We start from the raw sequence: 17,468 nt of genomic DNA on the forward strand, positions 1-17,468 counted from the left end.
GAACTCAGACGGCTGGAGGGTGGCCGTTGGCAGGGTCACTCATGGAGATGAAGCTCTCGCAAGCTCCATTGGCATCGCCTGGAGCGCCTGATACACCAGCAGCGACGCATGCGCGTCGTTGGCCGCGTACTGCAGCTGCTGGGGGCTGAGCTTGCGGGTGGCCCAGTTGGAGGTGGTGACTTTCTTGGACTTGGGCATGCGCTGGCCCAGCACGATGGCGACGGCGGCCCTGAGGCCGACGGCCTGCTGGAAACCCAGTCGCCGCACCATGTGCGAAACATCGACCCCACCGCTGAGCTGCACGCCCAGCTTCCTGTGCAAGGGCACGCGGTCGGACACGATGCCGAACCCCACCTTGACGATGACCTCAGACTCAAGGATGGCGCGCAGGAAGCCTGCAGTCTCCGGCGCTTCCGTATGTACGATGAAGGCATGCCCCGCAGTCGCGAACTGCACGATGTGCGGGCCCGTCTGCTCACCGCCAGCGACGAACATGGGCTTGCTTTCGGTGTCGAAGCCGACCTGGCCGGCCAGGCGCAGTTCTGCTTCAGCGAAGTCGCATTGGTCCGCGTCGCGAAGCACGTGGATCCGGTCGAGCGGCAACGCGGGGTAAGGCGGCAACGCTGCTATCTGTTCGCTCGTGGGTCTCTCCATCGCTTCAGTATGACCTCCTCGTATCCACCGCAACCCAGTTGACCTCCCAGGTCACGCCCCCATCGGCTGAAAACGCCTGTTCGAAGCGACAGCGGTCGGTGCCGAGGGATTCAATGGCGAAGCGCACCAGGATCTGGCGGCCATTGAAGTCCTCGGCGCTGTAGAAGAGGCCACGTGGGCTGCCGCCGAAGCCACCCACCATCGGCGCGGCGAGCGTGCCCGATGCAGCGTTGGCGAAGTTGAGCGTCCACCTTTGCCGCTGCACCTCGAAGAGCCGCAGCGACAAGCCCTGGATGCGCCCCTCGGGGCCCGAGACGTCCAGTTCGACGAGATTCGCGCGACCGCCCAGCAGCGGGTGCACGAGGGTCGTGCCCGTGTACTCGGCCCAGGTGTCGGAACCGCTCAGGGGCCGCAGGCGGCGGCGCAGCGACGTGTACCACTTGCCGTGCTCGAATTCGAAGTCCTGCGGCGCGCCCGCCGGCGTTGCGGGCAGCGGCGGCGCGCTGGCTGCCGGTGCGGCGATGGCACTGGCGCCGGCGACAACGAGCAGGGAAGCGGCAGTGCGGCGGGTGTGTTGGGAAGGCATGAACTCGGATGGGTGACTAGACTGACCCGGTTCACTCTATGCAGCACCATGTCCACTGCCAAGAAGGCACCTGCAGGTAACCGTCCTCGCCCGGCGCGTGGCAACGCCATCCCCGGCTGCGCGCTGACGGCGGCGCTGGCGGCCATCGGTGGGCGTTGGAAGTTGTTCGTGGTGTACCGGCTGGCCGATGGCCCGCTGCACTTCGCGGCGCTGCGGCGCAGCCTGCCGGACGTGTCGGCCAAGGTGCTGGCGGAGCAGCTGCATGAGCTGCAGGCCGACGGCCTGGTGAGCCGCGAGCGCACGGGGCCTGTGCCGGCCGTTGTGCGATACGGGCTCACGCCGCATGGGCTGTCGGTGCTGCCGGTGGCCGAGGAAATCCGTCGCTGGGGCGCAGCGCATCAAGCCGCTTGCGCAACTGCCCCACTGGACGTCGGCGTCGACGCTCGCGCGACCTGCGACGTCGCCGCCGCGCCTTGAAGCCACGTCACCTCGCCATCACCACATGCATCGCCTGCCCCGAGCTTTCGCGCTCGGTGATGCGCCAACCAAGGGCCGGCATGTCCAGGCCACCCAGCAGCGACTCGCCGCTGCCCAGCAGCACCGGCGAGACGGCCAGGTGCATCTCGTCGATCAGACCGGCCTGCAGATACTGACGAATCGTCTGAGCACCGCCGCCGATGCGCACGTCCTTGCCCGCGGCGGCGTGCTTCGCCTGCCGCAGCGCGGCTTCGATTCCGTCCATCACGAAGTGAAAGGTCGTGCCGCCTTCCATCTGCAGCGGCGGCCGGGCGTGGTGGGTCAGCACGAACACAGGTACGTGGTAAGGCGGATTGGCACCCCACCAGCCCTTCCAGGTCTCGTCGGGCCAGGGGCCGCGCACGGGGCCGAACATGTTGCGGCCCAGGATCCAGGCGCCGACACTCTCGAAGCTGCGCACCGCGAAGCGATCGTCGGCACCGGTGCTGCCGCCTTCGCTGCCGAGCATCTGCTTGAAGGTGCGCGTCGGGAACATCCACTCGTGCAGTTGCTCGCCGCCTGCGCCCAGCGGCGCCTCCAGGCTCTGGCACGGCCCTGCCGCGAAACCGTCGATGGAAATGCTGAATGCCGCGACGCTGACCTTGGACATCTTGAACTCTCTTGTCGTGCGGTGTGGTGGGAGGGACGGTGCCTGCGTGGAGCCTAGCGTCTCGCAGCGTGGACTCAAGCGCCGGGCAACCGCAGGCCGCACAAGCCGGCCACGATGAGTGTCGATACCGCGACCGCGGCGATCAAACCCGCCAGCCAGCCGCGGTTGACGCTCGCCGCCCGCCAGCCATGCGCCAGCAGCACGCTGCGCAGGCCGCAGCACAGGTGGGCGAGCACGCAGAACACGCCCAGCGCATAGTGCGGCAGCAGGCGGATATTCCAGGCGTCCAGCAGCAAGCCTTGCGGCGCGCCCGAGGCCCAGGCCCAGTCGGTCTCGATGCCTCGCAAGGTGCGCGCCGACACCAGGGCCGAGTTCATGTGCGTGAGCAGGAAGAAGCCGAGATAGACACCTGTCATCACTTGCACGGCGCGGTAGACATCCATGCGCAACCGGCTCCAGCGCCAGGCCAGCCACGCGCCAAGGCAGAGCTGCAGCAACAGCAGCGCCACCAGCATGGCTTCGACCGCGGGCATGCGGTAGACGCCGCGCCCAGCCTTCATGACGGCCGCATGCGCCTGCGGGCCCAGCAGCCCGAACAGGTGGTTGACGAGGTGAAAGCCGATGAAGGCCAGCACCATCGCCGCCACCACGCCATGGGCAGCGCGCGCGGTCATGTCCGCCGGCGGGGCGGTCACGGGCTCGGCCCTGCGGGGGGCGCCCACGCCCACAGGCCGGCGGCCAACCATGCGGCCACCCAAGCCAGCGGCTCGGAGATCGGGCGGCCCAGCACGCCCAACAGGAAGGCGCAGAACACGAACAGCGGCGGCGCCGCGACGCCCAGCAGGGCCAGTCGGCGCGCCCGGAGTTCGAAGACCGAGCGGGGCGCCGCGCGGGCCGCGCGCAGCCACAGCAGCGCGGCGACCAGTGGCATCGCGAAGGCGGCCAGCAGCGGCAGCGCCGCGAGAGGCCATTGCGGGCCGACGGCATGGAAGGCCCGCAGCCAGAACGGGTAGCTCATCGCCGCAAGGGCCGGCGCGAGTGCGAGGGCCTGCCGGGCCGCGGAGAGCGGTGCCCTGGCGCTGATGTCGGCGGCGGAGGATCGAAGCTGCGTGTCCATGGCCCAGACTCTCCCGGAGAATGGCCCGATCCAACAGAGCCAAATCCGCGCGAATTGACTGGGCCATGAGCGCACCGCCATCACTCTCCCCGCTGGACGCGCTGCGCCTGGAAACCGCGTCAGCCCAACCGTTGCAGGACCAGGTCTACCAGCGCATCCGTGAGGCCATCGCAGACGGGCGGCTGGCGCCAGGCGAGCGCCTGCCGTCCACGCGCAGCCTGGCCGCCCAGCTGAATGTGGCCCGCGGCACCGTCGACGCGGCTTATGGGCGGCTGGCCGGTGAGGGTTGCATCCTCGGGCGCGGTGCTGCCGGCACCGTGGTGGCGCCCGACCTGAAGCCGGGCAGCCTGATGCAGGGCGCGACGCCTGCCATCGCGCGGGCAGCGGCCTTCACCTTGCCCGACGACTACCTCTGGCCCTTTCGCGGCGGCCTGCCGGCGCTGGACCTATTCCCACGCACGCTCTGGGCCAGCCTGACGGCCGGCGCGGCACGGCGTCTGGACGCGCAGCGCTTCTGCTACCCCGACCCGCGCGGCCTGCCGGAACTGCGCGCCGCCATCGCGGCCTACCTGCTGGTGTCGCGCGGCATTGCGTGCGACCCCGCACAGATCTTCGTCACGGCCGGCTACCAGGCCGCGCAGCAACTGGTCGTCGGCCTGGTGGCGCCGCCTGGCGCGGAAGTCTGGTTCGAGGATCCCGGCTACCGCTTCGCCCGGCGCGCGCTGGAAGCGGCGCAGCTGCAGTTGGCCTTCATCCCGGTCGATGCGGCCGGCCTGGACGTGGCCTATGCGCGGCAACACCACCCGGCCGCCCGGCTCGCCGTCGTCACGCCTGGCCACCAAAGCCCGCTGGGCGTGGCGCTGTCACTCCAACGCCGCCAGGCGCTGCTCGACTGGGCCCAGGCCGCCGACGCCTGGGTGCTGGAAGATGACTACGACAGCGAATTCCACTACATCGGCCGCAAACCGGCAGCACTGAAAAGCGTCGACCGGCGCGACCGGGTGTTCTATGCCGGCAGCTTCAGCAAGACGCTGTTCCCCGGGCTGAGGCTGGGCTATCTCGTCGCACCCGCGGCCTGGGTCGAGGCCACGGCCGCCGCCTGCGAACTGTCCCACCGCGGCCATGCCCAACAGGAACAGGCCGCCCTGGCCGCCTTCATGGCCGGTGGCCACTACGCCCGGCACCTGCGCCGCATGCGGCTTCGCTATGCCGAACGCAGCGTGGCGCTGACCCGCGCCCTGCAAGCTGAATTCGGTAACGGCATCGCGCTGGCGGCTCCCGAGGGCGGCCTCACGCTGCTGGCCCGCTTCCCCGGACACGAGCCGGACACCGGCCTGGTCCTGCGCGCCCGCGCTCAGGGCCTGGCGCCGTCCGCGCTGTCTGCCCATGCCGTCCAGCACGAGGCCGGCCAGGGCCTGTTGATCGGCTTCACCAATGTCAGGACCGAACAGGCGGGCGAGGTGGCAGGCCGATTGCGGCAGGCGCTGCGGTCCGGGCCATCTTCTGGCCCATGATTCAACCCATGGGCCAGACACGGATCATCCAAATCCACCCCGACGCGCCGCCCAAGCCCGCGTTCGGCCAGGCTTGCAACGGCTGCGGCGTCTGCTGCCTGGCCGAGCCCTGCCCGCTGGGCGTCGTGCTGAGCCGGCGCCTCAAAGGTGCATGCGTCGCACTGCGCTGGGACGGCGCACGCTATGTGTGCGGCGCACTAGCGGCGCAACCGAGCGGCTTCATCGGGAAGTTGGGCGGCTGGCTGGTGAAGCGCTGGATCGCCGCGGGTGCCGGTTGCGATTGCTCACTAGAACCCGAGGGAAAACCGTAGCCGGCACCCCCGGGGTCGCGGCTAGTATTTTTGGCTTCTGCCGTCCTGCCATTCTCAAGGAAAGCCGCATGAAATCTCTGCTCCGACTCCTGCCCCTGCTGGCCGCACTGACGCTGGGAGTGGCCACTGCCGCCCCACTGCGCTGGGCCGCACAAAACGATATCCTGACGCTGGACCCGCACTCGCAGGACCACAACACCTCCAACGCCATCGGCACCCACATCTACGAGGGCTTGACGCGGTTGAGCCGCGAGTACCGGCCCGAGCCCTCGCTGGCGACCAAGTGGACCTACCTCTCCCAGACCCAGGTGCGCTTCGACCTGCGCAAGGGCGTCAAGTTCCATGACGGCTCGCCCTTCACGGCCGACGACGTCGTCTTCAGCTTCGGCCGCATCACCCAGCCCCAGGGCACCAAGCAGACCTATGTCTCGGGCATCAAGGAGGTCAAGAAGATCGACGACCACACCGTCGACTTCATCCTCGAGGCGCCGACGCCGATGCTGCTGCAGAACATCATCAGCTTCCCCATCATGAGCAAGGTCTGGTCGACCAAGAACAACACGACCAACACCCAGGACTACAAGGCCAAGGAAGAGAACTTCGCGAGCCGCAATGCCAATGGCACCGGGCCCTACAAGCTGGTGAGCTGGCAGCCCGACCAGGCCGTCAAGATGGTGGCCAACAAGGACTGGTGGGACAAGAACCCGGGCAATGTCACCGAGCTGAGCTATCTGCCGATCAAGTCTCCGCCGACGCGCGTGGCGGCCCTGCTGTCGGGCGACGTCGACATCGTCACCGACCTGCCGCCGCAGGACTTCTTCAAGCTCAAGGAAGAAGGCAAGGTCAGGCTGCTGGAAGGCTCGGAGATCCGCACCGTCTTCTTTGTCATGGACGAGGGCAGCGAGGAGTTGCGCGAGTCCAATGTGAAGGGCAAGAACCCCTTCAAGGACAGAAAAGTGCGCGAGGCCATGAACCTGGCCCTGGACCGCGAGGCCATCAAGCGCAGCATCATGCGTGGCCTGTCGGTACCGGCGGCGCTGATGATTGCGCCGGGTGTCAACGGCTATGACGCAGCACTCGATGCACCGCTCAAGCCCGACCTCGACAAGGCCCGCAAGCTGCTCGCCGAGGCCGGCTACCCGCAGGGCTTCGAGGTGCCGCTGCACTGCCCCAACAACCGTTACGTCAACGACGAGCAGGTCTGCCAGGCGGCGGTGTCGATGTGGGCCAAGATCGGCGTCAAGGTGCGCCTCATCGCCCAGCCCTTCTCCACCCACAGCCAGACTTTCCAGCGCGGCGAGTCGCCGTTCTACATGCTGGGCTGGGGCGTCTCCACGTATGACGCCCTCTACGGCATGCAGGCCTGGGGCCACACGCGCACCAACGGCGCGGACGGCAACTTCAACTTCGGCAAGGTCAGCGACGCGACGCTCGATGGCCTGATCCAGAAGATCAAGTTCGAGCCCGACGTGCCCAAGCGCAACGCCCTCATCAAGGAAGCCCTGCTGCGCATCCGCGACGAATACCTCTTCGTGCCCATCCACCACCAGATCCGGCCCTGGGCGATGAAGCCGAGCGTCGAGACCATCCACCGCTCGAACGACTATTTCGAGGCTCGCTACACCACCATCAAGTGAGGGCGCGACATGGCGTTCTCACGGCCCTGGCCTGCGGGCTGTTTGCCGCCCTGTCCGCCAGCGCGGCCCCGCTGCGCTGGGCCGCGCAGAACGACATCCTGACGCTGGATCCGCATTCGCAGAACCACACCACCTCGCTGACCATTGCCGCCCAGGTCTACGAGGGCCTGACGCGGCGGGGCGAGAACTACCAGCCCGAGCCCGCGCTGGCGACGCGCTGGACCTATGTGTCGCCGACCCAGGTGCGCTTCGAGTTGCGCCACGGCGTGAAGTTCCACGACGGCAGCCCCTTCACCGCCGACGATGTCATCTTCAGCTTCGCGCGCATCCGCGAGCCGCAGGGCTCGATGCAGGCCTATGTGTCGGGCATCCGCGAGATCCGCAAGCTGGGTGACTACAGCATCGCTGTGATGCTGGAGGCGCCGGCGCCGCTGCTGCTGCAGAACCTCGTCAACTTCGCCATCCTGAGCCGCGCCTGGGCGGTGCGCAACCACGCCAGCCATGTCGAGGACTTCAAGGCCAAGGAGGAGAACTACGCCTCGCGCAACGCCAACGGCACCGGCCCCTACCGACTCGTCAGCTGGCAGCCCGACCAGGCCGTGCAGATGGTCATCAACAAGGACTGGTGGGACAGCAACAAGGGCAACGTCACCGAACTGACCTATCTGCCGATCAAGTCGGCGCCCACGCGCGTGGCGGCACTGCTGTCGGGCGATGTCGACCTTGTCACCGACGTGCCGCCGCAGGACTACCAGCGGCTCAAGACGGACAACCGCCTCAAGCTGATGGAGGGCGCCGAGGTGCGCACCGTCTTCTTCGCCATGGACCAAAGCAGCGAGGAACTGCGCGATTCCAGCGTCAAGGGCCGCAACCCCTTCAAGGACAAGCGCGTGCGCGAGGCGCTGACCCTTGCTCTGGACCGCGAGGCCATCAAGCGCAGCATCATGCGCGGCCTGTCGGTGCCCGCAGCGCTGATGGTGCCGCCTGGCGTCACCGGCTACGACGCAGCGCTGGATACGCCGCTGAAGCTCGACGCCGACAAGGCCCGCAAGCTGCTGGCCGAGGCTGGCTACCCGCAGGGTTTCGAGTTGCCGCTGCGCTGCCCCAACAACCGCTACGTCAACGACGAGCAGATCTGCCAGGCCGCGGTGGCGATGTGGGCCCGCATCGGCGTGCGGGTGCGGCTCAACGCCCAGCCGATGAGCCTGCACATCCAGGCGCTGGAACGCTATGAGTCGCCGTTCTACCTGATCGGCATTTCCATGCCGACCTACGACGCCCATCAGGGCCTGCAGGCCTGGGGCCACAGCCGCGATGCGCGCGGCAACGGCGGCCAGAACTTCAACCACCTCGCCGACGCGGCGCTGGACACGTTCGTCGAGCGCATCCAGTTCGAGCCCGACGCGAGCGCCCGCAACGCGCTGATCCGCGAGGCCCTGCTGCGTGTGCGCGACGAGTTCCTCTTCATTCCGGTGCATCATCAGATCCGGCCCTGGGCCATGAAACCCGGCGTCCAGACCCTGCACCGCTCGAACGACACCTTCGAGGCCCGCTTCACCACCCTTCCATGAAGCTCATGAAAATCTCCACCCTTTGGGCCGCCGCCTGGCTGGCTACCGCACTGACCGCCACGGCCGACCCACTGCGCTGGGCGGCCCAGAACGACATCCAGACGCTGGATCCGCATTCGCAGAACCACTCGGCCACGTCGACCATCACGGGCTATGCCTATGAGGGCCTGACCCGCTACACGGAGAAGTTCGACGTCGAGCCGGCGCTGGCCGCCAAGTGGACCTTCGTGACACCAACCCAGGTGCGGTTCGATTTGCGCCGCGGCGTCAAGTTCCATGACGGCACGCCCTTCACGGCGGATGATGTCGTCTTCAGCCTGCAGCGCATCAAGCACCCGGCCAGCAACATGATCATCTATGCCTCCGGCATCAAGGAGGTGAAGAAGATCGACGACCACACGGTGGACTTCATGCTCGAAGGCCCCAACCCCGTGCTGACGCGCAACCTGACCTATGTGCGCATCGTCAGCAAGGCCTGGGCGACCAAGAACCGCTCCGAGAACCCGCAGGACTTCAAGGCCAAGGAGGACACCTATGCCTCCCGCAACGCGATGGGCACGGGGCCGTTCAAGATCACGGCCTGGCAGCCGGACCAGCGCATCAGCATGGTGGCCAACAAGGACTGGTGGGACAAGCCCAAGGGCAATATCTCGGAGCTGACCTATCTGCCCATCAAGTCCGACGCAACCCGCGTGGCCGCCCTGCTGTCGGGCGACCTCGATCTGCTGACCGACCTGCCACCCCAGGACGTCGCCAAGCTCAAGGCCGACCCGCGCCTCAAGGTCATCGACGGTCCGGAGAACCGCACCATCTTCTTCGCGCTGGACCTGGGCAGCGAAGAGATCAAGGGCAGCAACGTGAAGGGCAAGAACCCCTTCAAGGACAAGCGCGTGCGCGAGGCGATGTCGCTGGCCATCGACCGCGAGGCCATCAAGCGCAGCCTGATGCGCGGCCTGTCGGTGCCGGCGGCCATCATGGTGGCGCCCGTCGCCTACGGCCACTCGGCCGAGCTGGACACGGTGCAAAAGCCCGACGTGGCGCGCGCCAAGCAGTTGATGACGGAGGCCGGCTACCCGGACGGCTTCGAGGTGCCGCTGGCCTGCCCCAACGACCGCTACGTCAACGACGAGGAGATCTGCCAGGCGGTGGTGTCGATGTGGACGCGCATCGGCGTGAAGGCCAAGCTGTCGACGCAGCCCATGACCCAGCACTCGGCCGCCATGCAGCGCTACGAGCTGCCGCTGTACATGTACGGCTGGGGCGTGACGACCTTTGATGCGCAGTACACGCTGCAGGACATCGTCCACACCAAGACCGGCGGCGCCGATGGCAAGGGCAATTTCTCCAAGGTCAGCGACGCCAAGGTCGATGCCCTGGTGCAGCAGATGAAGGTCGAGACCGATGTGCCCAAGCGCCTGGCGCTGATGCAGGAGGCTCTGAAGCGCACGCGCGACGAATTCCTCTTCATCCCCATCCACCACCAGGTGCGTCCCTGGGCGATGAAGGCCGGTCTGACCATTCCGCACTCGGCCAACGATGCCCCGCAAGCCAAATGGGCCACAGTGAAGTGAAGCCCCTCGTCCAAGGAATACCTTGGCCGGTCCCCCGAGGGGACGGCGATGCTTGCCGGTTCGACCGGCAAGCACATCGCCTGGGCGGGCCGGCTAGGGAGCGGCCCGGCGCTCGGCCCGCAAGCAACCCCGGTGGAAGATGACGCTGGGGTGATCAAGCCGCCCATCATCAACTTCTCGACGATCCAGTCCGTCGTCGAGATCACGGCCACCCTGGCCTTCGCGTTGTCCGGCCTGCTGGCCGGCGCGCGCAAGCATCTCGACGTCGTTGGCCTGTGCATCGTCGCGGGCCTGTCGGCCTTTGGCGGCGGCACGCTGCGCGATGTGCTGCTGGACCGCCGGCCCTTCTTCTGGGTCGAGCATGCGGACTGGCTGTGGGCGCTGATGGCACTGTCCTTCGCCGCCATGCTCTTCCTGCGCCGGCGCCACCTGGCGCTGACGGAGAAGGCCATCCAGTGGCCCGATGCACTGGGGCTGGGCCTGTTCACGGCCAACGGCGCCTTGATCGCGCTGGACATGGGCCAGCCGCCCATCGTCGCGGTGCTGATGGGCGTCATCACGGCCACCTTTGGCGGCGTGCTGCGCGATATCGTCTGCAACGAGATCCCCGCCGCCTTCCACGACCACCGGCCCTATGCGCTGTGCAGCTTTGTCGGCGGCTGGGTGCTGGTCGCGGCCGTGCGGCTGGACGCGCCGCAGTGGGCCGCCATCAGCGCTGCGGCCGGCACAGCGGTGCTGCTGCGCGGCCTGGCGCTGTGGACAGGGTGGACGCTGCCGGCCTGGCGCATCAACGCCAAGCGTTGACGGCCAGGCGGCAGGACCGGTTTACCAGCCGATCGTGTACGTCACCGTCGTCGGCGCCGTCGTGTGCAACGACGGGCTGAAGTCGCCCACGTCGTCATACGCAAAGCCGTAGGCCTTCTTGTTGATGCTGTGGTCGTGCCAGAACTTGGCGTACCAGTTGCCCAGCTGGCCGGCTGGGTAATGGGCGGTCTGCACGTACCAGTTGGCCGGCTGCTCCATCACGTGGCGGTTCAGCGCGGCGCAGATCTGGGCCTGCAGCTGCAACTGCGTGCCCGTGTTGGTCGGGTTGCCACTGGCGTCCGCCAGCAGGCCGGCGCCCAGCAGCACCATGGCCGTGTCGGGCTTGCCGTTGATGTAGAACGTGCCGGCCGGTGAGCCGCCGGTGAAGGTGAAGCGGTCACCGCTGACACGGCCGCGGAAGGTGCCCAGGTTCTGCAGCGTGAAGACGAGGTCTTCGTTGCGGTAGCGGGCCCAGACGGCGTCGATGTAGGGCTGCAGGTAGTTGGCGTTGGCCTGGCCGGGTTTGAAGGTGCCGTGGGCCGGGGCCATGATCCGGTACGGCGAGTACGGCGCCTGCGCGAGAGGCTTGAACTGCGCCGGCACTTCGGCGATGAACTTGCTGAAGAGCTGGTCACGCGTCTCGGTCAGCGCTTCACCCACGGTCTGGTCGTAGCCACCCAGGCCCTGGACGCGCAGCTTCAGCGGGAAGCCGAAGTGATCGACACGCGTCGTGTTGATGAAGATGCCCTGATCCGGCTGGCCCAGCGGGATGATGGCCATCTCGCCGAAATCGAAGTAGACGTCGATGTTGGGGTCGGTGGGGTTCTCGATGTTGGCGCCGGCATAGCCGATGTTGCCATTGCCGTCGACGACGACCTTGATGTACATCGGCGAGCCCACCGACATCAGGATGCGGGCCGAGTTCAGCGCCGGGATGGTGATCGAGCGCGTGGCGCTGAGCTTGTGGAAGTAGTTGGTGTACGTCTGGCCGCCCTTGGTCAGCGCGCCGTTGTCGCTCGTTGCCATGGGGATGAAGTTGCCCGAGGCGTCCACGCGCACGAACTTGCCTGTCGCCCAGTCCTTGCCAATGATGGCCCAGTAGACCTGGTCGTCGGGCCAGCGGCCACCCGTCTGGTTGACGATGTTGAAGGTGGTGCGGCCGTTCCAGGCACCCGTGTTGGTGCTGGTACCGACGCGGTAGGACGAGGTCAGGTCGTTGAAGCCGCGGTTGACGAGATTGGGCTCGTTGGCCGTCAGCACCAGCGAGCCGCCGCCGTAGCTGACGTCGTTGAACAGCGTGGCCTGGTAGCCGGCCTGCACCTTCACGGACGACACGCGGTCGTTCCAGGCAGCGCCGATCCAGCTCGAATCCGCGCTCGCGCAGAAGCTGTCGCCGGTGTAGTTGATGTCGGCATAGAAGCAGACCGGCCCGGTCGCGACGGGGGGGCTGCCCACCGTGTAGCTGAACTTGGGCGTGTCGTAGGCCGGCGTGCCGTTGTTGTAGGTGAACCAGTAGCCGATCACGTTGCCGGTGGCGACGGTGACCTTCTGCTCATGGCGGCCATTGGCGGCCGTCATGCGGATGTTCTGCTGCGGGCCGTTGTTGACCGTGTAGTGGGCGTCGACCCAGGTGGTCGACACGTTGGACTTGAACCAGATCGTGGCTGTCGTGCCGCTGACTTCGACACCCTGTGTGTAGTCCTGGGCCAGGGCCGAGGTGGTGCCGAGCAGGCAAAGACCTGAGATAGCCAGCAACCAGCAAACGCCGAGCAGGCGCAAGCAACGCAAAACAAGATTCACCTTTGTCTCCTTGCCCGCTCGTCGTGGGGATCGGCGGGTCGTTCGGGGTCCCAACGCTGAGAGGGGCGGCATGGCCCTTCCCTGGCCGGTGTCTCGACTGCGAAGACCTACTGCGCGCCCCGGCATGCAGCCGCTCCCGGGGTCAGGTCGCTATTCAAAAGCGCATTGAAAGCGCTTTCAAATTTGCGTCGCATCCTCCTGGGAGAGGCGAGAAAGCGGTTTCATGGAAAACCCGTGCGAGACGTTTTCATGAGTCGCCCGCTTCAGGGACAGGAAACCCACCAAAGGAAACGGCCGCCCGAGGGCGGCCGTCGCATCAGGTGGCAGACCACGGTCAGCGGAACTCGCTCATTCCTTGATCGCCGACAGCACCTGAGCCAGCGCCTGTTTCGCCACGGATTCGCACAGGCTGTTCATGCCCTGGAAGGCATTGGCCGAATAGTCGCTGGCGACGTATTCCTTGCCGCGAAAGCTCAGCCTGGTGGCCAGCTTGTCCTTGCCCGCAAAGATGCCCAGCATGACGCGTGCAGCCGGGGGGCGCTGGCGGTATTCCTTGATGACGACCTCGGCACTCTCGACGGGAGCGACGCTGTACCCCTTGGACGTCGCTTGCGCTTCGTAGGTCTGCTCGATCAGCGGGCCGACCTTGGGGTTCTGCTCGCAGTCGCCGCAGTCCCAACGCACGGACAAGCGGGGCAGCGCCTTGGCGTCACTCGCCGAAGCGGGCCTTGCCGCTGGCTCGGCCGCAGCCGCCACCGGGGCATCCGCAGGCTGGGGCGGCTGGGGCTCCTGGGCGGCGGCCTGGAGGCTGAACAGGAGGGCGGCGCTGTAGACGAGGATGGCTTTGGGCTTCAAGGGCATCTGCAGATCGATGAAAACGGTTGGGGGCCGCGATGGTAGCGACGAACCTCTGCGCCTGCGCCTGCGCCTAGGATTGGTGGGCTCCATCCCACCAAGAAGAACGGCCGCCCGCAGGCGGCCGCCGTAGCAAGCCAGACGCCGCGTCAGTTCAGCGCCAGGCGCGCCCGCGCTGCCGCGTACTCGCGCTTGAGCCGCGCCACCAGCTCCGCAGCCGGCAGCACCTCGCGCACCGCGCCGATGCCCTGGCCGCTGCCCCAGATTTCCTTCCAGGCCTTGGCCGCGCTGCCGCCAAAGTTCATGGCGCTCGGGTCGCTCTCGGGCAGCTTGTCCGGATCCATGCCGGCAGCAATGATGGAGCCGCGCAGGTAGTTGCCATGCACGCCGGTGAAGAGATTGCTGTAGACGATGTCGTCGCTGTTGCTGGCCACGATCATCTGTTTGTAGGCGTCGGTCGCGCGGGCCTCGTCGGTGGCGATGAAGGCCGAGCCGATATAGGCCAGGTCGGCGCCCATGGCCTGGGCGGCCAGGATGGCGTCGCCAGTGGCCATCGAGCCCGACAGCGCCAGCGGGCCGTCGAACCATTCGCGGATCTCGTGGACCAGCGCAAACGGGCTCTTCACGCCCGCATGACCGCCCGCACCGGCCGCCACCGCGATGAGGCCGTCGGCGCCCTTCTCGATGGCCTTCCTGGCGAACTTGTTGTTGATGATGTCGTGCAGCACGATGCCGCCCCAGGCATGCACGGCGTTGTTCACGTCTTCACGCGCACCCAGGCTCGTGATGACGATGGGCACCTTGTATTTGGCGCAGACCTGCATGTCGTGCTCGAGCCGCTCATTGCTCTTGTGCACGATCTGGTTGATAGCAAACGGCGCGGCGGGCTGGTCCGGATTGGCGCGGTTGTAGGCCGCCAGCGTCTCGGTGATCTCGGCCAGCCACTCGTCGAGCAACTCGGCCGGCCGCGCGTTGAGCGCCGGCATGGAGCCGACGATGCCGGCCTTGCACTGCTCGATGACGAGCTTGGGGTTGCTGATGATGAACAGCGGCGAGCCGATGGCGGGCAGCGGCAGGTTCTTCAGGATGGGAGGCAGGGCCAAGTTGGACTCCGTCAGAAAGCTTCGAGGCTGAGTTCCGTCACGCTGTCGGCGCCATCAATGATGGCGGCACGCAGTGAGCTGGTACGCGGCAGGATGTGTTCGGCATAGAAGCGCGCGGTCACGATCTTGGCGGCCATGAATTCCTTGTCAGTCGCCAAGGCGTCTTCCGCCACCATCAAAGCGCGGGCCAGTTGCCAGCCAGCGACGAGGTTGCCCGCCAGCATCAGATAGGGCACCGAGCCGGCATAGGCCGCATTCGGATTGCTCTTGGCCGAGCCGGCGATGAAGTCGACCACGGCGAGGAAATCCTCACGCGAGGCGCGCAGGGCCTTCAGCACAGCGCGAGCGGCGACGCTGTCGCGCTTGGCCAGTTCGCCTTCCGTCACTTCAATCTGGCCGGCCACGGCGCGGGCCAGTTGGCCACCATCGCGCGCCGTCTTGCGGCCCACGAGGTCATTGGCCTGGATGGCCGTCGTGCCTTCGTAGATGGTCAGGATCTTGGCGTCGCGGTAGTACTGCGCCGCACCGGTCTCTTCGATGAAGCCCATGCCGCCATGCACCTGCACGCCCAGCGAAGTGACCTCCAGGCTCATCTCGGTGCTGTAGCCCTTCACCAGCGGCACCATGAAGTCGTAGAAGGCCTGGTTCTGCTTGCGCGCATCCGGGTCGGGATGGTGATGGGCCGCATCGAAGGCCGCTGCGGCCGTGCTCGCCATCGCGCGGCAGCCCTCGGTCAGCGCGCGCATCGTCATCAGCATGCGGCGCACGTCGGGGTGGTGAATGATGGCAGCGCTGCCAGCCACCGAACCGTCCACCGGGCGCGACTGCACGCGGTCCTTCGCATAGCCCACGGCCTTCTGATACGCGCGGTCGGCGATCGCAATGCCCTGCAGGCCCACGCCGTAACGGGCCGCGTTCATCATGATGAACATGTACTCCAGGCCGCGGTTCTCCTGGCCGATCAGCGTGCCCACGGCGCCGCCGTGATCGCCGAACTGCAGCACCGCCGTCGGGCTGGCCTTGATGCCCATCTTGTGCTCGATGGACACGCAGTGCGCATCGTTGCGGGCGCCCAGCGCGCCGTCGGCATTGACGAGGAACTTCGGCACGAGGAACAGGCTGATGCCCTTCACGCCCTCGGGCGCGCCGACGACGCGGGCCAGCACGAGGTGGACGATGTTCTCGGCCATGTCGTGCTCACCGTAGGTGATGAAGATCTTGGTGCCGAAGATCTTGTAGGTGCCATCGCCCACTGGCTCGGCGCGCGTGCGCACCAGCGCCAGGTCGGAGCCCGCCTGCGGCTCGGTCAGGTTCATCGTGCCGGTCCACGAGCCGTCCAGCAGCTTGGGGATGTAGACGGCGCGCTGCTCGTCGCTGCCCGCGGTCAGCAGCGCCTCGACGGCGCCATCGGTCAGCAGCGGGCACAGCGCAAAGCTCATGTTGGCCGACTGCAGCATCTCGTTGCAGGCCGCCGCAATCGTCTTGGGTGCGCCCTGGCCGCCGAATTCGGTCGGATGGACCAAACCCTGCCAGCCGCCCTCCGCGTAGGCACGGAAGGCCTGCTTGAAGCCGGGTGTCGTCGTGACCACGCCGTCCTTCCAGCTCGACGGGTTCTTGTCACCCTCGAAGTTCAGCGGCGCGATGACGTCCTGCGTCAGCTTGGCGCATTCCTCCAGCACGGCGGCGGCCGTGTCCAGGCCGAAGTCCTCAAAGGCAGGGACTTGTTTCGTTAGGGTCTCCAGACCGGCGAGGTGCTGGATGTTGAAGAGCATGTCCTTGACGGGGGCGCGGTAACTCATTGGTTACTCCTGAAAGAGGCAAAAAGGGCGCCGCGACAGACGAAGTCGGGGCGCCCGGAGTGCGGTGGCGCGTGGATTTACAGCGCAGCGACGAGTTCCGGCACGGCCGTGAACAGGTCGGCCTCCAGGCCGTAGTCGGCCACCGAGAAGATCGGCGCTTCCGGATCCTTGTTGATCGCGACGATGACCTTGGAGTCCTTCATGCCGGCCAGATGCTGGATGGCACCCGAGATGCCGCAAGCCACGTAGAGCTGGGGGGCGACGATCTTTCCGGTCTGGCCCACCTGCCAGTCGTTGGGCGCGTAGCCCGCGTCAACGGCGGCGCGCGAAGCGCCGAGGGCCGCGCCGAGCTTGTCAGCCAGCGGGGTCAGCACTTCCATGAACTTGTCGTTCGAGCCCAGCGCGCGGCCACCTGACACGATGATCTTGGCGGCGGTCAGCTCGGGGCGGTCGCTCTTGGTCACCTCACGGCCGACAAAGCTGCTCTTGCCGCTGTCGGCGGCGGCGGCCACGGTTTCGACGGCAGCCGAACCACCGGATGCAGCGGCCGGGTCGAAGCCCGTCGTGCGCACGGTCAGCACCTTGGTCGCGTCACCGCTCTGCACGGTCGCGATGGCGTTGCCAGCGTAGATCGGGCGCTCGAAGGTGTCGGCGCTGATGACCTTGGTCACGTCGCTCAGCTGAGCCACGTCCAGCAGCGCGGCGACGCGGGGCGCAACGTTCTTGCCCGCAGCGGTGGCGGGAAACAGCAGGTGGCTGTAGCCAGACGCCAGTGCGATCACTTGCGCGGCGACGTTCTCGGCCAGGCCTTCGGCCAGCGCGGCAGAGTCGGCGTGCAGCACCTTGGTGACGCCGGCGATCTGGGCGGCAGCGGCGGCGGCGGCGGCGGCGTTGTGGCCGGCCACCAGCACATGCACTTCGCCGCCCGTGGCAGCGGCAGCAGTGACGGTGTTCAGTGTGGCGCCCTTGATGTGGGCGTTGTCGTGTTCTGCAATGACGAGTGCGGTCATCTCAAAGTCT

17 protein-coding genes are annotated in these 17,468 nt (G+C 67.2%); 7 read left to right on the forward strand and 10 right to left on the reverse strand.

Going from position 1 to position 17,468, the window contains the following annotated elements:
* Nucleotides 1–39: 39 nt before the first annotated feature.
* Together ACXJLH_RS08180 and ACXJLH_RS08185 are read right to left on the reverse strand one after the other, a co-directional pair.
* On the reverse strand, nucleotides 40–582 hold the full coding sequence (locus ACXJLH_RS08180) for a 3'-5' exonuclease (RefSeq protein WP_457393467.1): 543 nt from the start codon (nucleotides 580–582) through the stop codon (nucleotides 40–42).
* Nucleotides 583–658: 76 nt separating this feature from the next.
* A complete protein-coding gene (locus ACXJLH_RS08185) occupies nucleotides 659–1,240 on the reverse strand; it encodes a hypothetical protein (RefSeq protein ID WP_457323427.1) in 582 nt (193 codons plus the stop codon).
* Nucleotides 1,241–1,288: 48 nt separating this feature from the next.
* Here ACXJLH_RS08185 and ACXJLH_RS08190 point away from each other — a divergent pair, with 48 nt between their 5' ends.
* Nucleotides 1,289–1,717 (forward strand): winged helix-turn-helix transcriptional regulator, encoded by a 429-nt coding sequence (locus ACXJLH_RS08190; protein WP_457443379.1) that lies wholly within the window; start codon nucleotides 1,289–1,291, stop codon nucleotides 1,715–1,717.
* Nucleotides 1,718–1,724: 7 nt separating this feature from the next.
* Here the strand turns inward: ACXJLH_RS08190 and ACXJLH_RS08195 are convergent, their stop codons facing one another.
* From ACXJLH_RS08195 to ACXJLH_RS08205, 3 genes are all read right to left on the reverse strand, one after another.
* Entirely contained in the window at nucleotides 1,725–2,366 is a 642-nt protein-coding gene (locus ACXJLH_RS08195; protein WP_457443381.1) for a dihydrofolate reductase family protein, read from the reverse strand.
* Nucleotides 2,367–2,440: 74 nt separating this feature from the next.
* Complete coding sequence (locus ACXJLH_RS08200) at nucleotides 2,441–3,061, reverse strand: hypothetical protein (RefSeq protein WP_457443383.1); 621 nt, start codon at nucleotides 3,059–3,061, stop codon at nucleotides 2,441–2,443.
* A complete protein-coding gene (locus ACXJLH_RS08205) occupies nucleotides 3,058–3,483 on the reverse strand; it encodes a hypothetical protein (RefSeq protein ID WP_457443384.1) in 426 nt (141 codons plus the stop codon). Before ACXJLH_RS08205 ends, ACXJLH_RS08200 begins: the two co-directional genes overlap by 4 nt.
* Nucleotides 3,484–3,548: 65 nt before the next feature.
* On the opposite strand from ACXJLH_RS08205, the gene pdxR reads away from it, so the two are divergent.
* From pdxR to ACXJLH_RS08235, 6 genes are all read left to right on the forward strand, one after another.
* The gene (gene pdxR, locus ACXJLH_RS08210) at nucleotides 3,549–4,997 is read left to right on the forward strand and encodes a MocR-like pyridoxine biosynthesis transcription factor PdxR (RefSeq protein WP_457443386.1); all 1,449 of its coding nucleotides are present in this window, start codon (nucleotides 3,549–3,551) and stop codon (nucleotides 4,995–4,997) included.
* Nucleotides 4,998–5,005: 8 nt separating this feature from the next.
* The gene (locus ACXJLH_RS08215) at nucleotides 5,006–5,308 is read left to right on the forward strand and encodes a hypothetical protein (protein ID WP_157281759.1); all 303 of its coding nucleotides are present in this window, start codon (nucleotides 5,006–5,008) and stop codon (nucleotides 5,306–5,308) included.
* A 68-nt stretch (nucleotides 5,309–5,376) separates the two neighbouring features.
* Nucleotides 5,377–6,945 carry an ABC transporter substrate-binding protein gene (locus ACXJLH_RS08220; protein WP_457443387.1) on the forward strand — a complete coding sequence of 523 codons (1,569 nt, stop codon included), beginning with the start codon at nucleotides 5,377–5,379 and terminating at the stop codon, nucleotides 6,943–6,945.
* Complete coding sequence (locus tag ACXJLH_RS08225; RefSeq protein WP_457443389.1) at nucleotides 6,942–8,516, forward strand: ABC transporter substrate-binding protein; 1,575 nt, start codon at nucleotides 6,942–6,944, stop codon at nucleotides 8,514–8,516. Before ACXJLH_RS08220 ends, ACXJLH_RS08225 begins: the two co-directional genes overlap by 4 nt.
* 5 nt (nucleotides 8,517–8,521) lie before the next feature.
* Nucleotides 8,522–10,087: an ABC transporter substrate-binding protein gene (locus ACXJLH_RS08230; protein WP_457393483.1), complete on the forward strand. Its 1,566-nt coding sequence runs from the start codon at nucleotides 8,522–8,524 to the stop codon at nucleotides 10,085–10,087.
* 48 nt (nucleotides 10,088–10,135) lie between these two features.
* A complete protein-coding gene (locus tag ACXJLH_RS08235; protein ID WP_457393485.1) occupies nucleotides 10,136–10,891 on the forward strand; it encodes a trimeric intracellular cation channel family protein in 756 nt (251 codons plus the stop codon).
* A gap of 21 nt (nucleotides 10,892–10,912) precedes the next feature.
* On the opposite strand, the gene ACXJLH_RS08240 is transcribed toward ACXJLH_RS08235, so the two are convergent.
* The 5 genes from ACXJLH_RS08240 to ACXJLH_RS08260 all read right to left on the reverse strand — a co-directional run bounded on the left by ACXJLH_RS08240 (nucleotide 10,913) and on the right by ACXJLH_RS08260 (nucleotide 17,458).
* A complete protein-coding gene (locus tag ACXJLH_RS08240) occupies nucleotides 10,913–12,691 on the reverse strand; it encodes a beta-1,3-glucanase family protein (protein ID WP_457443391.1) in 1,779 nt (592 codons plus the stop codon).
* Between the two features lie 348 nt (nucleotides 12,692–13,039).
* Nucleotides 13,040–13,546 carry a hypothetical protein gene (locus tag ACXJLH_RS08245; protein ID WP_457443393.1) on the reverse strand — a complete coding sequence of 169 codons (507 nt, stop codon included), beginning with the start codon at nucleotides 13,544–13,546 and terminating at the stop codon, nucleotides 13,040–13,042.
* Between the two features lie 149 nt (nucleotides 13,547–13,695).
* A complete protein-coding gene (locus tag ACXJLH_RS08250; protein ID WP_457393491.1) occupies nucleotides 13,696–14,649 on the reverse strand; it encodes an NAD(P)H-dependent flavin oxidoreductase in 954 nt (317 codons plus the stop codon).
* Between the two features lie 11 nt (nucleotides 14,650–14,660).
* Entirely contained in the window at nucleotides 14,661–16,448 is a 1,788-nt protein-coding gene (locus ACXJLH_RS08255; RefSeq protein ID WP_457393493.1) for an acyl-CoA dehydrogenase, read from the reverse strand.
* A 77-nt stretch (nucleotides 16,449–16,525) separates the two neighbouring features.
* The gene (locus ACXJLH_RS08260) at nucleotides 16,526–17,458 is read right to left on the reverse strand and encodes an electron transfer flavoprotein subunit alpha/FixB family protein (RefSeq protein ID WP_457443395.1); all 933 of its coding nucleotides are present in this window, start codon (nucleotides 17,456–17,458) and stop codon (nucleotides 16,526–16,528) included.
* Nucleotides 17,459–17,468: the final 10 nt, after the last annotated feature.

It is taken from the genome of Roseateles sp. P5_E4, from assembly GCF_054049255.1.